Annotated in this window: 22 protein-coding genes and 1 other annotated feature; of the genes, 15 read left to right on the top strand and 7 right to left on the bottom strand. The window is 39.2% G+C overall.

The window, feature by feature from the left end; all coding sequences use genetic code 11:
* The first annotated feature begins 190 nt into the window (after positions 1-190).
* Positions 191-322: a sequence feature (ribosomal protein L20 leader region), on the top strand.
* A 65-nt stretch (positions 323-387) separates the two neighbouring features.
* The 6 genes from infC (at position 388) to MKY45_RS13490 (ending at position 3055) form a co-directional block, all read left to right on the top strand.
* Entirely contained in the window at positions 388-894 is a 507-nt protein-coding gene (infC, locus tag MKY45_RS13515; RefSeq protein ID WP_042534499.1) for a translation initiation factor IF-3, read from the top strand.
* 32 nt (positions 895-926) lie between these two features.
* Positions 927-1121: a 50S ribosomal protein L35 gene (gene rpmI / locus MKY45_RS13510; protein ID WP_042534497.1), complete on the top strand. Its 195-nt coding sequence runs from the start codon at positions 927-929 to the stop codon at positions 1119-1121.
* Positions 1122-1160: 39 nt separating this feature from the next.
* The gene (gene rplT / locus MKY45_RS13505) at positions 1161-1517 is read left to right on the top strand and encodes a 50S ribosomal protein L20 (RefSeq protein ID WP_042534495.1); all 357 of its coding nucleotides are present in this window, start codon (positions 1161-1163) and stop codon (positions 1515-1517) included.
* Between the two features lie 135 nt (positions 1518-1652).
* A complete protein-coding gene (locus MKY45_RS13500; RefSeq protein WP_341173015.1) occupies positions 1653-1928 on the top strand; it encodes a DUF1294 domain-containing protein in 276 nt (91 codons plus the stop codon).
* A gap of 133 nt (positions 1929-2061) precedes the next feature.
* Positions 2062-2700 (top strand): TVP38/TMEM64 family protein, encoded by a 639-nt coding sequence (locus tag MKY45_RS13495; protein WP_341173014.1) that lies wholly within the window; start codon positions 2062-2064, stop codon positions 2698-2700.
* Between the two features lie 55 nt (positions 2701-2755).
* On the top strand, positions 2756-3055 hold the full coding sequence (locus tag MKY45_RS13490) for a TIGR04104 family putative zinc finger protein (protein WP_052485083.1): 300 nt from the start codon (positions 2756-2758) through the stop codon (positions 3053-3055).
* 27 nt (positions 3056-3082) lie between these two features.
* On the opposite strand, the gene MKY45_RS13485 is transcribed toward MKY45_RS13490, so the two are convergent.
* Positions 3083-3481 carry a sigma-w pathway protein ysdB gene (locus MKY45_RS13485; protein ID WP_193064816.1) on the bottom strand — a complete coding sequence of 133 codons (399 nt, stop codon included), beginning with the start codon at positions 3479-3481 and terminating at the stop codon, positions 3083-3085.
* A 224-nt stretch (positions 3482-3705) separates the two neighbouring features.
* Between MKY45_RS13485 and MKY45_RS13480 the strand changes: the two genes are divergently transcribed.
* The 5 genes from MKY45_RS13480 to MKY45_RS13460 all read left to right on the top strand — a co-directional run bounded on the left by MKY45_RS13480 (position 3706) and on the right by MKY45_RS13460 (position 7928).
* The gene (locus MKY45_RS13480; RefSeq protein WP_341173013.1) at positions 3706-4413 is read left to right on the top strand and encodes an MBL fold metallo-hydrolase; all 708 of its coding nucleotides are present in this window, start codon (positions 3706-3708) and stop codon (positions 4411-4413) included.
* The gene (locus MKY45_RS13475; protein WP_042534485.1) at positions 4410-4991 is read left to right on the top strand and encodes a TetR/AcrR family transcriptional regulator; all 582 of its coding nucleotides are present in this window, start codon (positions 4410-4412) and stop codon (positions 4989-4991) included. Before MKY45_RS13480 ends, MKY45_RS13475 begins: the two co-directional genes overlap by 4 nt.
* Before the next feature lie 60 nt (positions 4992-5051).
* Positions 5052-5543 carry a dUTP diphosphatase gene (locus MKY45_RS13470; RefSeq protein ID WP_042534483.1) on the top strand — a complete coding sequence of 164 codons (492 nt, stop codon included), beginning with the start codon at positions 5052-5054 and terminating at the stop codon, positions 5541-5543.
* 157 nt (positions 5544-5700) lie between these two features.
* A complete protein-coding gene (locus MKY45_RS13465) occupies positions 5701-6786 on the top strand; it encodes a M42 family metallopeptidase (RefSeq protein ID WP_193064813.1) in 1086 nt (361 codons plus the stop codon).
* A gap of 158 nt (positions 6787-6944) precedes the next feature.
* Positions 6945-7928 (top strand): ring-cleaving dioxygenase, encoded by a 984-nt coding sequence (locus MKY45_RS13460; protein ID WP_042534480.1) that lies wholly within the window; start codon positions 6945-6947, stop codon positions 7926-7928.
* Between the two features lie 91 nt (positions 7929-8019).
* Here the strand turns inward: MKY45_RS13460 and MKY45_RS13455 are convergent, their stop codons facing one another.
* From MKY45_RS13455 to sspI, 6 genes are all read right to left on the bottom strand, one after another.
* Positions 8020-8655 (bottom strand): lytic transglycosylase domain-containing protein, encoded by a 636-nt coding sequence (locus MKY45_RS13455; protein WP_226895115.1) that lies wholly within the window; start codon positions 8653-8655, stop codon positions 8020-8022.
* A 146-nt stretch (positions 8656-8801) separates the two neighbouring features.
* Positions 8802-9476 carry an ABC transporter ATP-binding protein gene (locus MKY45_RS13450; protein ID WP_193064810.1) on the bottom strand — a complete coding sequence of 225 codons (675 nt, stop codon included), beginning with the start codon at positions 9474-9476 and terminating at the stop codon, positions 8802-8804.
* A complete protein-coding gene (locus MKY45_RS13445; RefSeq protein WP_042534476.1) occupies positions 9460-10605 on the bottom strand; it encodes an ABC transporter permease in 1146 nt (381 codons plus the stop codon). Before MKY45_RS13445 ends, MKY45_RS13450 begins: the two co-directional genes overlap by 17 nt.
* Positions 10602-11825, bottom strand: a complete 1224-nt coding sequence (locus MKY45_RS13440; protein ID WP_042534473.1) for an ABC transporter permease — start codon at positions 11823-11825, stop codon at positions 10602-10604. Before MKY45_RS13440 ends, MKY45_RS13445 begins: the two co-directional genes overlap by 4 nt.
* A gap of 47 nt (positions 11826-11872) precedes the next feature.
* On the bottom strand, positions 11873-13471 hold the full coding sequence (locus tag MKY45_RS13435; RefSeq protein WP_193064809.1) for a DUF6583 family protein: 1599 nt from the start codon (positions 13469-13471) through the stop codon (positions 11873-11875).
* A 1084-nt stretch (positions 13472-14555) separates the two neighbouring features.
* Positions 14556-14774 carry a small acid-soluble spore protein SspI gene (gene sspI / locus MKY45_RS13430; protein WP_042534468.1) on the bottom strand — a complete coding sequence of 73 codons (219 nt, stop codon included), beginning with the start codon at positions 14772-14774 and terminating at the stop codon, positions 14556-14558.
* Positions 14775-14876: 102 nt separating this feature from the next.
* Between sspI and MKY45_RS13425 the strand changes: the two genes are divergently transcribed.
* The 4 genes from MKY45_RS13425 (at position 14877) to pheT (ending at position 19498) form a co-directional block, all read left to right on the top strand.
* A complete protein-coding gene (locus MKY45_RS13425) occupies positions 14877-15614 on the top strand; it encodes a TrmH family RNA methyltransferase (RefSeq protein ID WP_341173012.1) in 738 nt (245 codons plus the stop codon).
* A gap of 147 nt (positions 15615-15761) precedes the next feature.
* Positions 15762-15965: a hypothetical protein gene (locus MKY45_RS13420; RefSeq protein ID WP_341173011.1), complete on the top strand. Its 204-nt coding sequence runs from the start codon at positions 15762-15764 to the stop codon at positions 15963-15965.
* A gap of 48 nt (positions 15966-16013) precedes the next feature.
* Positions 16014-17048: a phenylalanine--tRNA ligase subunit alpha gene (pheS, locus tag MKY45_RS13415; RefSeq protein ID WP_042534461.1), complete on the top strand. Its 1035-nt coding sequence runs from the start codon at positions 16014-16016 to the stop codon at positions 17046-17048.
* Between the two features lie 20 nt (positions 17049-17068).
* A complete protein-coding gene (gene pheT / locus MKY45_RS13410) occupies positions 17069-19498 on the top strand; it encodes a phenylalanine--tRNA ligase subunit beta (protein ID WP_042534459.1) in 2430 nt (809 codons plus the stop codon).
* Positions 19499-19559: the final 61 nt, after the last annotated feature.

Genomic DNA, 19559 nt, shown 5'->3' with positions numbered 1-19559 from the left:
ACCAAGCGGTATTCTTGGTTTTTCTTGTGAGAGAGCATTTCCACGTTAACCGTCTTACTTCTATTTTGCTAAAAACATTGACACTTCAAAATAACCGTGCTATGATTCAATAGTTGTTTAAAACAAAAGGATACAGTCCTTGACAAAAAAACGATAAAATGCTATATTATAAAAGTTAATGATATGATCTAACGACAAGCAGAAGCACCCGCTTCTCACCTGTTTGACGTCCCTGGAGGATAGTTGACTGGTTCATCACGATTCATGTTTACGAATGAGGAGATGTGTGGGTGCAAGTATGTACCGACACTTTTTTTATGTATTGAAATGACTTGTCCAGATAGATCAGTAACAAAATTTCGGAGGTGGCTGGCTATTAGCAAGGATATGAATGTTAACGAAAAAATTCGTGCAAGAGAAGTTCGTCTCATTGATTCAAATGGGGATCAGCTTGGAGTAAAATCTCGTAACGAAGCATTAGATATTGCTCAGAAACGAAACCTTGATCTAGTATTAGTTGCTCCAAACGCAAAACCACCGGTATGTCGTATTATGGATTTCGGGAAGTATCGTTTTGAGCAGCAGAAGAAAGAGAAGGAAGCTCGCAAGAAGCAAAAGGTTATTAATGTGAAGGAAGTGCGTTTTACTCCTGGAATTGGTGACCATGACTTTGAAACGAAGCTTAAAAATGCACGTAAGTTCTTGGAAAAAGGGGATAAAGTTAAAGCTGCGGTTCGTTTCCGCGGTCGTGCGATTACCCATAAAGAACTAGGGAAAGAAGTACTGGACCGTTTCGCTGAAGAAGTGAAGGATCTCGGAACAGTAGAAACAAAACCGAAAATGGAAGGCCGTAATATGTTTATGATGGTCGCTCCATTGAATGAAAAAAAATAAGCTTTTTATTGCAATGACTGGAGGAAAAAATCATGCCTAAAATGAAAACTCATAAAGGTTCAGCAAAACGTTTCAAAAAAACTGGATCTGGAAAAGTAAAAAGATCTCATGCATACACTAGCCATATGTTTGCACACAAATCTCAGAAGCAAAAACGTAAATTACGTAAGAGTACTTTAGTTTCTTCTGGGGACTATCAACGCATTAAACAAATGCTGCCAAAATAATAAATTTAGATATGTAATTGAATACAGGAGGGATTTCTTATGCCACGTGTTAAAGGTGGAACAGTTACGCGTCGTCGTCGTAAACGCGTCTTAAAATTAGCAAAAGGTTATTACGGTTCGAAACGAACTCTATTTAAAACAGCAAAACAACAGGTTATCAAATCAGGTCAATATGCTTATCGTGACCGCAGACAGAAAAAACGTGATTTCCGTAAACTTTGGATTTCTCGTATTAACGCTGCTGCTCGTTTAAACGATATGAGCTACAGCAAATTAATGCACGGTTTGAAGCTTGCTGGTATCGATATTAATCGTAAAATGCTATCTGATTTAGCTATTAATGACGAACAAGCATTTTCTCAATTAGTATCTCAAGCAAAAGAAGCTTTAAAATAATAGGAAGAATGAGAGATCGCATCCAAATTGGATAGCGATCTTTTTTTATCTTTCGAACCAAGGCGCTCAGTGTTGCAGGAAACAGAGACTTTCTTTATGATGAAAAGGTATCATTCATGAAAACAGGAGGAAGAAATGGAAAACATATCATCATGGCTTCTATATATACTTATTGCGAATACGATTGGGTTTTATTTGATGTTTAAAGATAAACAAAAGGCAAAGCAGCGAGCATATCGAATTCCTGAACGGACCTTTTGGCTGCTGGCTATTTTAGGAGGAAGTGCCGGTGTATATATTGGCATGCAGACTTTCCGGCATAAAACAAAGCATAAGAGCTTTACTATTGGTATTCCGGTATTTATCGCGATTAATATAATCAGCTTTATTAGCCTGACTGTCTATTTCTAGGGGGGGAGTGCTTCATTTTAATGGAGCATTTTTTTAATAGAAAAACCAGCGTAATTCTTTTATCATACACAGCTCGTCTTGAAACATATATATAAATAGAAATTAAACCAGCTTCCTCAGAGGAGGGGTAGCCATGGAATACGTTGGGAATTATTTGCTGGTGATTGTTGAGATGGGAGGCGTGCTTTCTCCGCTGCTGTTTATTATTCTTCATCTCATTCGGCCCATGTTATTCTTACCAGTTGTGTTTATTTGTATTTCTGGCGGTATCTTATTTGGTCCAATTGCAGGAAGTGTTTATTCTATTATCGGGATAACAATGGCGAGTTTGCTTTTTTATATCATGGCAGGCTGGATGCCGAAATCTATTGATAAACTCATTATTTTGAAGCAGCGGTTACTTGGCAAGCATACAGAAATGACAACCGCTCAGATTACGCTGTTACGCCTTGTTCCATTTATTCATTTTCACTTATTATCTTTATGCTTGATTGAAACGAATCAAACCTTTAAAGGATATATAAAATCTTCCTTTATCTCAAACATACCTCTGGCAATTGTCTACACAAGCATCGGCGGTTGGATCTCTCAGCTTTCTCCGGTATATATCGCTGCATTTATCATCGCCTTACTCCCATCCCTGTACCTGTTAAGGAGAAAAGAGATTATTATTAAATGGCAGGAGTTTTTTGCTTCGCCAACGTCTGGTACGGAGCATCGGCATCATGGATTAACAAAACCTCTTACACCAAGTAAAACAACCAGCTCTTGAGCATAAGAGCTGGTTGTTTTAAAATAAAAGTAAGAAAAAGGGGTTAAAAGAGGTGATGTATGATATAGAACTCCCGTCGTGCTGGAATTGTGAGCATGAATTTAAACTTCGTGAGCTTGTCTGGAGCTGGAGAATGCGCTGTCCAAGCTGTAAAAAGAAGCAATTTTTAACAAAAGAAAGCCGGTTTAATACATTACTTTTCAGTCCGATTCTAATGATTGTTATTTTCATCATGAATGTATGGAACTTTTCTTGGGTGATTATTATTCCAGTAAGCTTTTGTTTATTCCTTATTTTTATGTTAATTATCCCTTATTTTTACCGTTTTACCGACAAAGAAGCTCCTTTTGTATAGAAAAATAACCAGTCCTGTCCGGGCTGGTTAGTCTTTTGTAATCTCCGTTATAATCAACTCATTAATCGGATGCTTCCACGTAATGGAAGCGTGCGGATAGTGAATTAATATTTCTTGCTCCAGAAAATACAAATCCTCTCTCGTCAATCCCCGAAGCTCTAATGGATTTTTAACGGTAACATGAATATCCACGACTTCAAAAGCATCTTCGGTGGTCCCTAAGTATTTTTCACCGATAAAAAGGCAGCCTTTATAAGTTAATTGGAAATTTTTCTTATTGTTATTTTGTTCATCTAATAAATAAAAACCCTGATTTTCCCGAGAAAGACGCAGCTTTCGCTCAGGATTTTTTAAGTATTGAATCCATGTATAAATTAATAGTGCAATTGCAATCACTAATAATATTCGAAAGAGAATGATGGCCATAATTATCTACTCCTTAGAACGTCCTGTTACCCCTTCATACGGATGAGATTCAAAAAAGTTTCAGAGAAATATTATTTTATTAAAAAAATGTTGAAATTTAATATTTCCTGCCTTTCCTGATTGTCATACTGGGATCTTCTCTGATTTTAAATCCTTATATTATTTTATTGACTTAAACTAATTCGATTAGTTATAATGTTAATAACATTAGTTGAGGTGATTAAATGATAATTAAACGATATCATAATTTATATCAAATTACTTTTCTGCCGTATCTTTTTCCAATTAACTGCTTTGTTGTAGAGCAGGAAGCAGATTTAATCTGTATCGATATGGGAGTGGGGAAGTTTGCTGATACGGTAAAAGAAATGGTTCATCAAACTGGAAAGCCATTGAATACATTAATTTTGACCCATGCACACGGAGATCATGTAAACGGGATACCCTATTTTAAAAAAGTCTTTCCTGAAGTACTGGTGGGAATTTCAAAAAGAGACAGTTATTTATTAAAAAAAGATTTTCGCTTGCAGGAAGACGAGCCGGATAAACCTGTAAAGGGAGGCTTTCCTAAAAACATTATCCCGATTGATTTTACTTTTAAAAGCGGAGAATTCATTGATTCTTTGGAGGTAATTTCGAGTCCGGGGCACACTCCGGGAGCTGTATCTTTTTTTGAACCGCAGCATCGAATGCTTATTGCCGGAGATGCATTCCAAACAAGGGGAGGCCTTGCTGTTTCCGGGGTCTTAAAGTGGCAGTTTCCTTTTCCTAAAATAGCAACTTGGGACAGGAAAATGGCTGTAGAGAGTGCAAAAAAATTACTGGATTTAAATCCCGAATTACTTGCAGTAGGACATGGTAATATGCTCGTCTATCCAAAGGAGCAGATGAAAAAAGCGATAAAAGTTGCAGAAAGAGGCATGGAAAAATGAGAAAAAAGATAACCCAGGAAAGAATCATTGATGCAACGCTAGAAATTGTGGAAGAGAAGGGAATAGCCGGTGTAACCATAAAAAATACAGCCATACAATTAGGCATCAAGCCGCCATCCCTATATAATCATGTGGAAAATTTAGAAGACCTATTAGATATAGCAGCTAATAGGAGTATGCGGAATTTGTATGAGAAACTACTCACAGCCAGTATTGGATTGGAAAAGAAAGAAGCGCTGTGGGCGATTGCGCAGGAGTATCGAAATTTTGCAAAAAACAATCCGGGACAATATGAATTAGCGCAAAAAGTGAATGTTTGGAATAGCGAGGAAACGAAACAAATATCTGAGCAGATTGTAGCTATCTTTCTAAAAATACTGCAAAAATATACGTTATCCGAAGAGGAAGCGATTCATTTTATTCGGGTATTACGAAGCTATCTGCATGGGTTTACGCTGTTAGAGATAAATGAAGGATTTGGGCTTCCGCAGGAGCTGGAAAAAAGCTTTACAATCGGATTGGAACTGGTTTTGACAAATTTGGAAAGCCGTTCAAATCAAGATGGTCAATGGGAATAAAAAGATTTTCTAAAAGGTCTGTGATAAAATGGAAGAGAACATGGAAGAGGAGGCGTTACGTTGGATTGGAATCAGCTATTTGATATGCAGAAGCAACTAGATACATATATTGAAAATAATCATGATTTGTCAAATGTAAATTTATTTCGTGAAAAGCATCTTGCCTTGCTGGTAGAGCTTGGAGAGCTTGCAAATGAGACAAGATGCTTTAAATTTTGGAGTACCAAACCAAGAAATAGCGGGCAGGTTATTTTAGAAGAATACGTAGATGTTCTGCATTTTTTAATGTCCATTGGTATAGAAAAGGATCTTATTTATCAACCAGCGGATAAAACACAATTGGAAGAGGACATTACCGAATCAGAATGTTTTTATCACGTATATGAGAAGGCGATTACCTACCGGGAAAACCCGGTAAATGAAAATTATCAGCAGCTGTTCAGCTGGAGTCTGCGATTAGGAAATCAGCTTGGGTTTACGGATGAGGATATCCAGCAGGCTTATTGGGAGAAAAATAAAATTAATTATGAGCGTCAGGATCAAGGTTATTAAATCTTTTCCATACGTTGGGGAAGAGTAAGCTTATAGCAAATGATTGAAAGCGGCGAGTCCTCGTGTTGTATTTGTTGTTGATGAATGCAAAACAAAGGAAATTTGAAGTTTTATTACACCAGGCAAGCCAATTTTCTTTAAAGGAGAGATTTTGAATATGGCAAAATTAGACAACACCTTAACAATGCTTAAAGATTTAACGGACGCAAAGGGAATACCAGGAAATGAAAAAGAAGTGCGTGACGTATTTGAAAGCTATATCAAGCCCTTTGCGGATGAGCTGACAACAGACAATTTAGGCAGTGCCATCGCAGTGAAAACCGGAGATGAAAATGGACCGAAAATTATGGTTGCAGGGCATTTGGACGAAATTGGCCTGATGGTTACACGCATTGATGAAAATGGCTTTTTATATTTCCAGACAGCTGGCGGCTGGTGGAATCAGGTTATGCTGGCACAGCGCGTAACGATTATGGGTTCGGATGGAGATGTGACAGGGGTTATCGGTTCCAAGCCTCCGCATGTACTTAGTCCGGAAGCCAGAAAGAAACCATATGAAATAAAAGATATGTTTATCGACATTGGTGCTACTAGTAAAGAAGAAGCAGAATCGTTCGGTGTAAAACCTGGAGATTCGATTGTTCCTTATTTTGAATTTACCCAATTAAAAAATGAAAAATTATTGATGGCAAAAGCTTGGGACAACCGTATCGGTTTAGCAATTGCCATTGATGTATTAAGGGCATTAAAAGATGAAGCACATCCTAATACCGTCTATGGAGTCGGTACGATTCAAGAAGAGGTCGGTCTGCGCGGGGCAAAAACATCCGCCCATCTGATCCAGCCGGATATTGGTTTCGGTGTCGACGTCGGCATTGCAGGAGACACACCGGGGATTGCGAAACAAGAAGCGGACAGCAAGCTTGGCGAAGGACCGCAAATTGTGCTGTATGATGCTTCCATGATTTCACATAAAGGACTTCGTGATTTGGTTGTGGATACAGCAGAGGAGAATAATATTCCTTACCAATTTACCTCGATGTCTGGCGGAGGTACAGATTCAGGCTCCATCCACTTAACGGGCAATGGTGTTCCATCTCTGTCTGTTACAGTAGCAACCCGCTATATCCATTCTCATGCAGGGATTCTTCATCGGGATGACTATGAAAATGCGGTGAAATTGCTGACAGCTGTCATAAAGAAATTAGACCGTGAAACCGTAGATGCTCTAATCAAAGCTTAATAATAATGAAAAAATCGTGTCTTTAATCTATTTACAAGGCACGATTTTTTTCATAAATGAGGATGTTCTCCAATGCCTGTTATTGACAGATAGAAAAAGCTGTGGTAAATTATATTTAATTAAAAAATATGTAATTAAATATAAAAGGAGTTTTTCCAATGAATCCAATCCGTGGAATGCACCACGTTACAGCAATTACAAGCAGCGCAGAAAAAAACTATGAGTTTTTCACTTATGTACTCGGTATGCGATTAGTAAAGAAAACAGTCAATCAAGACGATATCCAAACGTATCACTTATTCTTTGCGGACGATGAAGGCAGCGCCGGAACAGATATGACATTTTTTGACTTTCCAGGTATCCCGAAAGGTTCTCATGGAACAAATGAAATCTATAAAACATCTTTACGTGTTCCAAGTGATGCGGCGCTCGAATACTGGGTGAAACGTTTTGATCGCCTGGGAATTGCACATACAGGAATCAAACAGCAATTTGATGTAAAAACATTATCCTTCGCTGATTTTGATGATCAACAATATCAGCTCGTTTCAGATGAGAATAATAATGGAAGAGCATCCGGTACACCATGGAAAAATGGCCCAATACCAATAGAATTTGGAATTACTGGACTTGGCCCTGTTGTGGTACGTGTGGCAGATTTCAACTTTTTCAAGCAAGTGCTGGAAAAAGTATTTATGTACAAGGAGATTGCAGACGAGGGAGCATTCCATCTATTTGAAGTGGACGAAGGAGGAAACGGCGCCCGAATCATTGTAGAGCATAATGAAGAATTGCCTCCTGCAAGACAGGGCTATGGTACCGTGCATCACGCCGCATTATGTGTGGACGAACGGGAAGATTTAGATACATGGCAGCAAAGAATAGAACAATTTGGTTTTAACACCTCTGGATTTGTGGAACGCTTCTATTTTGGTTCCCTATATACGCCAGTTGCGCCGCAGGTATTATTTGAAATAGCCACAGCCGGTCCTGGTTTTATGGAGGATGAGCCGTATGAAACAGTGGGAGAGAAATTAGCCTTGCCGCCATTTCTTGAGCCGCAGCGTGAACAGATTGAAAGTCAGGTAAGAGAAATCGATACGGTCCGCAGTACAAAAACCATTGAAAAAGAATATGAATAAAATAAAAAGATTCGTTTATCTATCCATTGATAAACGAATCTTTTTTTGTACAATTTAAGAAATATATCTTAAATTAACGTTAAATCTATTTTTAAGAACGGTATGTACCCATTACTTTAGATACATAAGCTGTTGTTTCCTTAAACGGCGGAATACCCTGATGTTTATCTACGTTGCCCGGTCCGGCGTTATACGCAGCCAAAGCTAATTCTATATTTCCGTTATACCGGTTAAGCATCTGACTTAAGTATTTTGTGCCGCCTTCAATATTTTGGCGGGGATCATACGAATTCGTAACACCTAAACCTGAAGCTGTTCCCGGCATTAATTGCATTAAACCTTGCGCGCCGGCATGGCTTCTGGCGTTCGGATTAAAATTAGATTCCTGCTGAATAACAGCATTGATTAATCGTTCACTTACATTATATTTGTTTGCCATTTCCTGAACGATACCTTGATAATTTGATGCCTTCCCACTGACAGGCTGACTTGCAGCTGGCTGTGCAGAAGAAGCCATTTGTGCCATAGGAGAAGAAACAACTTCAGGATTTTGAATATTCGATCCAAAATCCTGTGCTGTTCGTTCTTCTGCCTCCCGGATTCGTTCTAAAAGCAGCTGCTGAAAAGACTTTCCGCCGAAGCCTGTATTTTCTTCCACATTTCCTGCTTCTGGAGCAGAACCTAGCATGCCTAAAGGGTTTGTAAGTTGATTCGTATTGATTTCCATTCGCATTCACCGTCCGTATTTTACTGAAAAATAGATTCTTTATCCTGCGTAATCACGATATAAAATGAATAATTATTACTAAAAATTTTTAGTTTCACGCACATTAACTAATTCTATTTTATCTGTTTTACAATTTTTAAGCAATATTATATAGAAATTATTTTCATGTTTGTTTCTCGCAATAAATTTTCGTAGAATGGATCATTTCCAATACACACGACAGCGTCACAGATACTTTGAATTTCATCCATATCATGAGAGGTATACATAATCATTTTATGGTCAACCGTCGCTCTTTGTTTCAGATAACCAGCTATTTCTTTTTTGGACCGTAAATCAATACCCACGGTCGGCTCATCCAGCAGCAGCAATTCCGGATTATGGATTAGACTGATAGCCATGTTTAATTTACGTTTCATTCCGCCGGATAATGTATGAACAGGTTCATTCCATTTAAATAGCTCCATATCCTCGCAAAGCTTTTTTAATTCTTCTTTTGAGCGATGGACCCATGAAAGTTTTTCGAAAAACATCATGTTTTCCTTCACAGTCATGTCTTCCCACAAAGCAATATCTTGAGGGACAAATCCTACAATTCTGCGAAGCTGTTTTCGATTTTTTCCGTATGTCCATTCACCTAAACGTATACTGCCTGAATTTGCTTTTGAAATTGTTGCTAAAATACGGAGCAGAGAGGACTTTCCCGCGCCATTTTCTCCAACCAAACCGATGATTTCGCCGGATTCTACCTGGAAGGATACATTTTCAAGCACCTTCTTTTTTCCGAATGATTTAGATACTTTTTCAATTTCCAGCTGCATTGCCAAAAACTCCTTTCACATACCAGACGATGAGACAAATTGGTGCAATAAATGTCCAGCCGCTCCATATCTCTTCATAAACAATCTGTCTTAACGGGTTTGCATATGCAACCCAAGGGAAATGTTTATAAACCCCATCCATGGGTAATATAATTCCGCTGATGATTATCGTTACTAAAATAATCAAAACAGCAGTTATATAATAGGGGAGCAGCTTTTTAAAAGCTAATCCTGTCAAAAAAACAAGCATACAAACCGTTACACGAAAACTGACTAGATAAACTAATTGCGATATACTAAAGCCTTCGTCATATAAAATATGGAAAATGCCCCATGTCAGCATATCTAATACAAATAACCCCATACTGTAAAGAAGGAGGTTGGACAGCAAATAGGTTGGAAAAGAAAAACGATTAAATATGAAACGGATGCGGGTTGTTGCATTTTTTTCTTTTATCAGCCAATCAAATAAAAAGAAGGTAGATAAAAGTGAAAAAACGGACCATAAGCCCCATGGGTTTTGGAATAAAGAAAACCCTTCATCGGTTTCAGTGTCTTCTCCAAGCAAAGTGAAATTAGTGAAAATCAGATTCTCACTTTCTTCAATAGAATAAATTTCATTCATTATTTCATCAAAAGAGAGAATGGATGAACTGTTTAAAGCCTCCCCTAAATCCATAATGGTATATGCTGTTTTGGCTTTTCCGCTATCCTCTTGAACAAAGGAAGCAATCATTTCTACAACCGGTGTATAACCCATAGATAAATCTGTCTGGTAACTTGTAATCAGCCGGTTGCGCTGACCAGCCTGAATAGCATCTTCATATCCTTCTTCAATAATAAATGCACTATCCAGCTCATGCGTCGCTACCATTTGTCTTGCTTCTGTTTCATTCTCTATGTCTACTACACGAATGAGATCGGAGGAATCGAGCTTTTCTCTTAACTGCATTGCCATCTCTGTTTCTTCCTCCAGTATAACTCCAACTGGAATCGAGCTTTGGTTTTGAATAAGCTCTGTACCAGAAAGAAGCAGCCAGGTGAAAAGGATAGGTGAGATTGCCCAAAATAATATAGATACAAGCTGCTTTTTCAAATGCAGCCAACGTGTCGTCAGAATATCCATCATATGCTTCTGCGCTCCTTCCAGCTTAAAAGTCCCAGCAGTATAAATAATAAAACTCCAATTAGCAGAAGGCTGGAAGTATATTCGGCATAATGTCTCCCGTTAAGTACAATTTCCTGAAGCCAGTAAAGACTGTTATAAGCATAAGAGTAGGGAAGATAATCCTGAACTCCTAATGGAAAGTATAGCGTCGGAATCAGTGCGCCGCTAAATATTATCAAAATGGATGTAAATAATATCTGTGTGAGCAGTCTTAATTTTAAAGAAGAAATAAGCACTTCAAAAATGGCCAAACAGATAATAAACCCAACTTGATACAAAATAATAAGTATGAAAGAGCGAACAATATTTTCTTGATTCAGCTCTATATTTAAAAAAGAAAGTAATGCCCAAAAGGACAGACAGGCTAACATAAGGGAGAGTACGAGCGTAACCATTATCTTAGCGAGCATTTGCCTGAGCTGTGTAGCTCCATACAAACGAATACGCTGACTAATCAATGCCGGATTTTCTTTTGTGAAAAAATAATATAACGAAAAGAGCCAGAGACTGCTGATAATAAACCAGCCTCCCAAGCTAAAATAAGCAACAGGGGAGGAACTTGCCTGATTGGACAAGGTTCGTTCCCTTATGACCTGGTCTCTGCCGACAGTATACATTAAAAACTCTTGGAACTGCTCGAAAACAAAGTCATTTCTTTCTTCATCGTCCATTTCAAATTGTTTTGCATAATAATTGATTGCCAGAATATTAGCTTGCGAGGAACGAATGTGACGGACAACGCTCTGCAGCGTTTCATTCATCATGTAGCTTTCCAGCAGCTGTTTTTTATTGCCGACGATGGGAACTTCCACAGAGTATCCTTGATATAAATCCTGAATAAAGCCTTCCGGAAAAGCGATATATGTACTTAAATTGTTTAATTCAATCTGTTCAATAGCTTCTTCCTCGGATAATTGATTGACTTCTAAAAAATCAATAAAGCCTGAGGACTGTTCTAATAATTGCACCATCATTTCTGTTTCTGTTGAATTATCTAAATCAACTAAACCTAATTGGATGGCTTCATTTTCATCCTGGGAAAAAAAACTGACAACAATCACCATCATAAGCCCCGCCAACGCAAGCGGAAATATGAAAAGAAGAGGAAGTGAATACCACTTCCTCTTAAGCTGCCGTATATGATTTTTGATAAAAAGCCCAGTTTGCTTTAGAAAAATCATGATCATGCACACTCTTTTCTTTCTAATTCAGTCTTTCAAATGCTGGCTTAGAGGCCAAACTGCATTAACCATTGTTCAAGCTGACTGCTGAAGTCACCTTCGAAGTATTGCTGCAGTTCTTCGGCAGACATGGCGCCGAGGTCAACGACATTTGATGTATCAACACCTTCTACCGCATCGATAACTGCACCTTCAGAATTAATGTCCATGGAAACATTTTCAACATATCCAGGGAAATCTAATGCAATATTATTGTTTGAGCTCATTTGGTCGCCATCGTAGGTAGAGTCACCAGTCCAGCCAAGATTTATTGTTTCATTTTCTACTGTGAATTGCAGTTGACGGTCAAAATCACGAGTAGACCCATCTAACGATTCATCGCCAGTATACGTACCAGCGAATTCAACTGGCATGTAGCCATCGTCAAATGAAAAGCTAAAGTTAGCATTATCTGTTACAGAGTCTCCAGTTCCTTGGAAATCTCCATTGAACGCCATCGTTACATCTTCAGATCCATCGCCCATTGTTAATGTATGGTCAAAATAAATCTGATCATCATTAAATAATTGGCCGCCGGATAAATTGAAAGTAACAGGATCTTCGTTTTCAGGTGCTAGACTGATAGAGAAGTCGCGTTGGACAACTTTATCATCAGATACCCAAAGTGTAGATTGGACGCCATCAGGGAATTGGAAGTTTTCTACTGCTTCAATGCCTTGATCCATGGCGCTGTCAAATTCTCCTAATACTTCATCAATCTGCTGTTGGAAGACTTCGGGGTCTTCTAATGGAGTGCTTCCAGCTCTTTCAAGCTGATTGCTTAAAATTTCCTGAAACTGTTCGTCACCTTTCATTTTTTCTAAAACAGAAGTGATTAGAGATTTAAATTGATCTTCAGAAAGATTCATCGTGATTTTCTCAGCGCTGATTGAATCACCATTTACTTCTACGTCTTCATTTTCACTTTCAAATGCATCGTCTGGAAGCTCATCATAAATGAACATGACATATTCATCCTGAAGGTATTCTTTCTCTTCATCTGTTAATAGCTGACCATCATTTTCAAACATCAGCTCTTCAATTCCTAGTTGCTCATTGCCTGTGAATGTGTAAGGATCTATTTCAGCCAATACACTGCCGATATCCTCATCAGAAATCTTAAGTACTTCTTCCAGGAAAGGAAGTTCTGCATACACATCAGAGCCTTCTACATAACCTGCCAGCCCATCGAAGTTCATGCCAGCAACATTTACGGATAATTCCGTAGAAGCCTGATTGTTTTCCATATCTGTCTCTGAATGGAATGCAAGCTCAGCGTTTGAAAGCATCGCTGCAATTTGCGGGTCTATATAGCCTTGATTTTCAAGTCCTTCCAGGTTTAAACCGAGGCTCACGTTTTGGGAAACAGGATTTTCCATGGATTGTTCATACCAATTATATTCATCCTCATATCGTGTTTCCATAAAATCTTGCAGTTGTTCAATTGAATTTTTCTCAGCTTGGAAATAGGTTGCTTTAGGTGTAGATGTTGTTAGGAAAAATGCAGCTGCACCACCGCCGGCGAGGACGATTACAGCAATAATAATAGCAATAATTCCTTTTGAAATTCCTTTTTTCTTTGGTTGTTCCTCATTATTTTCTACCAAAGTTCATGCTCCTTTCTTGAAACTATATTTGCGCAATTTGCACAATTTAGAATGGTCAATAAAAGCTCAGCGTATGTAGTTTTGCCAGGCTACTGTATCTTTTTCATACTATAAATTATATTCATCAGCTGAGAATTAGAATCAAAAATTTATACGATGAAAAATGACCCTAACCTGTTATAACATTAAAGAAATAAGTAGTCAATCGGTTTCAAGCCTTGGTTCTTAAGACTAAATATCGACTGAGCTTGATTTCCTATTCCCTAAATAGGATAAAAATAAACAGGCTGGAAGCAGTTTTTGTCAAAACATGCTGTCTTTTATTCTACTATTTTCTACGGAACGAAACAGGAAAAGGTTTCAAAGTTTGCTAAATTTGTCGAATTATATGTTTTAAAAATCAAGTGGTGTTCTTGTTTTTTCTCGAAAAAACAAGAAAGTATATAAAAAATGCTGAATATATCCGCTCCAATGGGTTTCATTGAGGGAGTAATCTTCAATGTTGTCAGGTTCATGCGACCGCTGCGACGGGTTATGGTGGGGTGAGTAATCGCAACCCCAGAAAAACACTACGCTTTCCATAGGCCCCGAGCTCATCTCCTTTAAAGAAGACTTGCTGATTGGCAAGCCGACAGGCGCAGACAGAAGCAAAGTCGCACTTAAGCCCTGCGGGTAGAAAAAAAGAAGTACGCTTTTTTTCTGCGGGGTCTTCCCACTGGGACTGCGATTACTCGCCCCATCAAAACCGTCACTAGAATTTGCGTTATTTCCTTGTAAAATAGCAAATAAAATATAATTCCACTTAGATGGGAGCGGATGTTGTCGACTCCTGCGTGAAAAGCAACAGGTAGACCTGAGCAGGAAGCGGTTTTCTTACCGTGCGGCTGAACGTTGCCCGCGGAAATCGACTTCCCGCAGCGGACATCTCTTTGGCAAGAACACCGATATTTTAAAGACCAAGCGGTATTATTGGTTTTTCTTAATGGATTAAAATTTTTGAAACATCCTAAAAAGCATGCCGGCTTCTCATTCAGAGAGCGGCATGCTTTTTAGGATGACATAATAAAGATATAACTGATGTCAATTAGGATAAATCGCTTTGAATTCCATCCTCTAAGGAAGATATCATTTCCTGTTTTTTACTTTCATCTGAATGATTCCAAATCAATTCAAAAAGAACCCCGAGACCAGGAAGCATTTTTTCTTCTCCATTATTAATGGCATCCACAATGGTTGCTTCTAATTGTTCTTGATTATTATTTGATATGTTAGCGTAAATTGCTTTACGGATATTTAAATCCATTCCTGTTCACTCCTTTAATTGTGATATTAAAAGTAGTTTGACCATAAGTTGTGAATTTATGTATGATGTAGTTAGAATTTAAAATTGGATAGGATGAATAAAGTGATTACATCTGTGAAGAATGAGAAAATAAAGGGTTTAAAAAAGCTGCACCAAAGAAAATATAGAAAGCAAATGAATGCATTCTTGGTTGAAGGGGAGCATTTAATAGAAGAAGCGCTGACGAGCGATTGGGAAGTAAAGGAGCTTATTGTTTCCGAAGAGGTTGCTGTGCCGGATATGGCAAAGCATCTTCCTGTTACTGAGGTCACCAAACAGGTGTTTAAAGAACTTTCTTTTACTGCTTCGCCTCAAGGGATGATGGCTGTCGTTGAAATAAAGAAAGAAGAAGCAGTGAACGGAGAGGTAGTTGTTTTATTGGATGCCGTCCAAGACCCGGGGAATGCAGGGACAATCATACGTACTGCGGACGCTGCGGGTGCAGATGGAATTATCCTTGGCAGCGGTTGTGTCGATTTGTATAATGATAAAGTGATTCGTGCCACACAAGGGTCCATTTTCCATTTACCAATTATACATGCTGATCTGGAAGAGAAGCTGTTGCGGCTGAAAGAAGCTGATTACCGTGTTTGGGCTACAGCATTAGAAAAAGCGGAGAATTACAAAGATCTCCCAATCCCGCAAAAAATAGCGCTTATTTTTGGGAATGAAGGAGCCGGCGTAAAGGAATCCTTGTTGGAAAAAGCGGATGAACGGGTAACCATTCCCATCCTCGGAAAGGCAGAATCATTAAATGTCAGCATCGCAGCAGGCGTGTTGCTATATTATTTAAAGAATTAACCTTGCAATGCAGCGATAATTTTTCTATAATAACTGTAATACATCATAAAGTAAATGATACGTTCTTTTGTTATGAAAAGAACAAACAACTAAACGCAATGAAAGAGCAAGTAACTGCCTGTATAAATGATTTAGGGAGGAGATGCCTTGACTGGAAGCATTTCTATCATGTCGGCAATTACGTTTCACTCTGGAGCGGACACTTGGACCATACCAAAATGTAAAGGTGATTCGGACGCCATCCGTTATGAGGCAAGAGTTGGATTGGATAGGTTTATCCAGTCAACAAGGGTGGTACCGCGACCATATAGCTTCGTCCCTTTTTGGGAGACGGGGCTTTTTTATGTTTAAAAAAGTCCATCAAACACAGGAAATGATTAAAAGGAGGTATTTCGGACGATGAAAGAAGAATTGCAGGCGATAGAGCAGGAGGCTCTCGCAGCTATTGAAAAGGCAGAAAACAGCCAGGCTGTACAGGAGATGAAAGTGAAATACTTAGGAAAAAAAGGTTCTCTGACGACCGTTCTTCGCGGTATGGGAAAGTTATCAAAGGAAGAACGCCCGGTTATCGGCGAGCTTGCTAATAATGTTCGGGAATCCATTACAGAGGCATTGGAAGCTAAAACAGAAAAATTAGAAAGAGAAGCTTTAAATGAGCAGCTGGAAACAGAAACCATCGATGTGACACTGCCTGGAAATCCGGTTCATGTCGGCGGCAGACATTTATTAACAAGCATTATGGAAGAAATTGAGGATTTGTTTATCGGCATGGGCTATGAAGTGAAAGAAGGGCCCGAGGTAGAAACAGATTATTACAATTTTGAGAAATTAAATTTACCGAAAAACCATCCGGCGCGGGATATGCAGGACACCTTCTTTATTACAAATGAATTGCTTTTGCGTACACAGACCTCACCTGTGCAGGCACGTACGATGGAAGCATATCAAGGAAAGCGCCCAATCAAGATGATTTGCCCGGGCAAGGTGTATCGCCGGGATACTGATGATGCGACACATTCTCATCAATTCAGACAAATCGAAGGGTTAGTAGTAGATAAAAATATTACCTTGAGTGATTTAAAAGGTACATTAGATGTGTTTGCGAAAAAAATGTTCGGGAAAGACCGCGAAATCCGTTTGCGTCCATCTTTCTTCCCATTTACAGAGCCCTCTGTTGAAATGGATGTATCCTGTAAGGTTTGTAATGGAAAAGGGTGCTCGGTTTGTAAGCATACCGGCTGGATTGAAATCCTGGGCGGCGGAATGGTCCATCCACGTGTATTGGAAATGAGCGGTTATGATTCCACTGTTTACAGCGGGTTTGCATTCGGAATGGGACAGGAGCGCATTGCGATGTTGAAATATGGTGTGAACGATATTCGTCATTTTTACACCAATGATGTCCGTTTCTTATCACAATATCATCAAGCGTAAGAGAAGAAGGAGGAGAGTACATGCTTGTTTCATATAATTGGTTACGAAACTATGTCAATTTAGATCATGTAACACCAGAAGAATTAGCAGAAAAAATAACACGATCCGGGATTGAAGTAGAGGGAGTGGAATATCTGGCCCCTGCTGTAGAAAATATTGTCGTGGGATATGTGAAATCCTGTGAGAAGCATCCGGATGCAGATAAATTAAATCTTTGTCAAGTAGACGTCGGGGAAGAATCCCTGCAAATCGTCTGCGGGGCGCCGAATGTTGGAGAGGGTCAGAAGGTTGCTGTTGCAAAACCTGGGACTAAGCTTCCAAATGGGATGAAAATCAAAAAAGTTAAGCTGCGCGGAGTGGAATCAAATGGGATGATTTGTTCCCTGCAGGAGCTCGGATTGGATGAAAAATACATTCCTACCGACGTCGCAGAAGGGATTTTTGTTTTTCCAGAAGATGCAGAGGTTGGTACACCTGTACAGGAGCTGTTAAATCTAGATGATGCGGTGTTAGATTTAGATGTTTTAGCGAACCGTCCAGATGCATTAAGCATGCTTGGTGTAGCGTATGATGTAGCAGCTGTTTTAGATCAGCCAATCCATTTACCAGATGAAAACCTGAATGCAGATGAATCTATCCAGGCTGAGGATTATATTGATGTGAAAATTGATTCCATTGAAAATAACCCATATTACGGAGCATTTGTTATAAGAGATGTGGAAATTAAGCCGGCGCCACTATGGATGCGGAATTATTTAATGGCATCTGGTATCCGTCCGATCAACAATGTTGTAGATATTACTAACTTTGTATTATTAGAGTACGGACAGCCGTTACACGCGTTTGACTATGACCGGTTTGGCTCCAAAGAGGTCGTTATCCGACAAGGAAAAGAAAACGAGACAATGATTACCTTAGATGATCAGGAACGTCAATTAAATGAGAAGAATCTTGTTATTACGAATGGCAAAGAGCCGGTTGCTTTAGCCGGGGTCATGGGTGGCGCAGATTCTGAGGTGACCGATGAAACCACGAATATCCTGCTGGAGGCTGCTTATTTTGATGCCGCTTCTGTTCGCCATACGGTCAAACAGACCGGCCTGCGCAGTGAATCCAGCACGCGTTTTGAAAAAGGGGTTGACCCAAATCGCGTGAAACGCGCCGGTATCCGGGCATGCAGTCTGCTTCAAAAATATGCTGGCGGAAAAGTAGCAGCTGGTGTTGTAGAAGTAGATGAATTGGATAAATCGGAGAAGTCTGTGACCATTACAACTTCGAAAGTGAACCAGCGATTAGGAATGGAGTTAGATGAAAAAGACGTGACCTCTGTCCTCGCACGGCTGCAATTTGAATTCAGTAAAAATGGAGAAGAAATTGTTGTTCAAGTTCCAACGCGCCGTCTGGATATATCTATTTTTGAAGATATTTTAGAAGAAGTTATTCGTATTTATGGTTATGATCATCTGCCATATACGATTCCGCAAGGCTGGGTACAGGCAGGAGGATTAACAGATGTCCAATTGCTGCAGCGGGAAATCAAAAATTACTTATCCAGCGCCGGATTGATGGAAACATTAACCTACTCCTTAACAAATAAACAGGATGCATCGCGATTCCTGACACCTGATATGGAGGAAGGGACTGCTAATACAGTCGGTTTAGCAATGCCGATGAGTGAGGAGCACAGCCATCTCCGCTTAAGTCTTATTCCAGAGATGCTTCGCGTACTCCAGCATAATGTAGCGAGAACACAAACAGATTTAGCGTATTATGAAATTGGAAAAGTATTCATTTCTGAAGAAGAGCAGATAACCAAACAGCCGATTGAGAATTTGCATGTTGCCGGCGCGTTAACTGGTTTATGGCATAATCACCCATGGCAGCAAGAGAAGAAGCCGGTTGATTTTTATGTAGCAAAAGGAATCGTGGAAGGCTTATTCGCACATTTAGAATTAGATGTTACCTTTGTACAGACTAAAATGGAAGATATGCACCCGGGACGTTGTGCAGAAATCAGATTAAATGGCAAAGGAATCGGCTATGTCGGCCAAATTCATCCGCTTGTTGCCAAAGATTTTGATGTAAAGGAAACCTATGTTTTTGAAATAAATCTGGAATCTGTATTTTCTGTACATCAAGCAACACCTTCCTTTACGGATATTCCGCGTTATCCATCTGTAACAAGAGATATCGCCTTTATCCTGGATAATGATGTTCCTGCTGGAGAGGTTCAGGCAGTGATTAAGGAAACAGGAGCTCCGTTAGTAAAAGAAGTCTCTATATTTGATGTATATCAGGGAGAGCATATGGAAGAGGGCAAAAAATCTGTAGCTTATCGTCTTCTGTATCAGGACCCAAGCCGTACGTTGAAAGATGATGAAGTGGAGACATCTTATCAGGCGGTTGTTGAAAAAGTAAATAATCAATTTGGATCGTATGTCCGTTCCTGATCAAGATATAAAAAGCCGCTGGCACAGATTTTGAAGCTGTGCCAGCGGCTTTTAGCGTAAA

It is taken from the genome of Oceanobacillus sp. FSL K6-0251, from assembly GCF_038004725.1.
Classification (GTDB): domain Bacteria; phylum Bacillota; class Bacilli; order Bacillales; family Amphibacillaceae; genus Oceanobacillus; species Oceanobacillus oncorhynchi.
This window is presented reverse-complemented; position numbering and strand designations above follow the sequence as displayed.

Bases quoted from the DNA above. Each gene is read 5' to 3' on its own strand.
- MKY45_RS13455 (WP_226895115.1), bottom strand. From the start codon at position 8,655: ATGGAAATCAATACGAATCAACTTACAAACCCTTTAGGCATGCTAGGT.
- rplT (WP_042534495.1), top strand. From the start codon at position 1,161: ATGCCACGTGTTAAAGGTGGAACAGTTACGCGTCGTCGTCGTAAACGC.
- sspI (WP_042534468.1), bottom strand. From the start codon at position 14,774: ATGGATTTAAATATCCGTAAAGCAATTTACGCTAACATATCAAATAAT.
- MKY45_RS13480 (WP_341173013.1), top strand. From the start codon at position 3,706: ATGATAATTAAACGATATCATAATTTATATCAAATTACTTTTCTGCCG.
- MKY45_RS13485 (WP_193064816.1), bottom strand. From the start codon at position 3,481: ATGGCCATCATTCTCTTTCGAATATTATTAGTGATTGCAATTGCACTA.
- MKY45_RS13465 (WP_193064813.1), top strand. From the start codon at position 5,701: ATGGCAAAATTAGACAACACCTTAACAATGCTTAAAGATTTAACGGAC.
- MKY45_RS13495 (WP_341173014.1), top strand. From the start codon at position 2,062: ATGGAATACGTTGGGAATTATTTGCTGGTGATTGTTGAGATGGGAGGC.
- MKY45_RS13500 (WP_341173015.1), top strand. From the start codon at position 1,653: ATGGAAAACATATCATCATGGCTTCTATATATACTTATTGCGAATACG.
- rpmI (WP_042534497.1), top strand. From the start codon at position 927: ATGCCTAAAATGAAAACTCATAAAGGTTCAGCAAAACGTTTCAAAAAA.
- MKY45_RS13490 (WP_052485083.1), top strand. From the start codon at position 2,756: ATGTATGATATAGAACTCCCGTCGTGCTGGAATTGTGAGCATGAATTT.
- infC (WP_042534499.1), top strand. From the start codon at position 388: ATGAATGTTAACGAAAAAATTCGTGCAAGAGAAGTTCGTCTCATTGAT.
- MKY45_RS13460 (WP_042534480.1), top strand. From the start codon at position 6,945: ATGAATCCAATCCGTGGAATGCACCACGTTACAGCAATTACAAGCAGC.
- pheS (WP_042534461.1), top strand. From the start codon at position 16,014: ATGAAAGAAGAATTGCAGGCGATAGAGCAGGAGGCTCTCGCAGCTATT.
- MKY45_RS13475 (WP_042534485.1), top strand. From the start codon at position 4,410: ATGAGAAAAAAGATAACCCAGGAAAGAATCATTGATGCAACGCTAGAA.
- MKY45_RS13450 (WP_193064810.1), bottom strand. From the start codon at position 9,476: ATGCAGCTGGAAATTGAAAAAGTATCTAAATCATTCGGAAAAAAGAAG.
- pheT (WP_042534459.1), top strand. From the start codon at position 17,069: ATGCTTGTTTCATATAATTGGTTACGAAACTATGTCAATTTAGATCAT.
- MKY45_RS13440 (WP_042534473.1), bottom strand. From the start codon at position 11,825: ATGATTTTTCTAAAGCAAACTGGGCTTTTTATCAAAAATCATATACGG.
- MKY45_RS13445 (WP_042534476.1), bottom strand. From the start codon at position 10,605: ATGATGGATATTCTGACGACACGTTGGCTGCATTTGAAAAAGCAGCTT.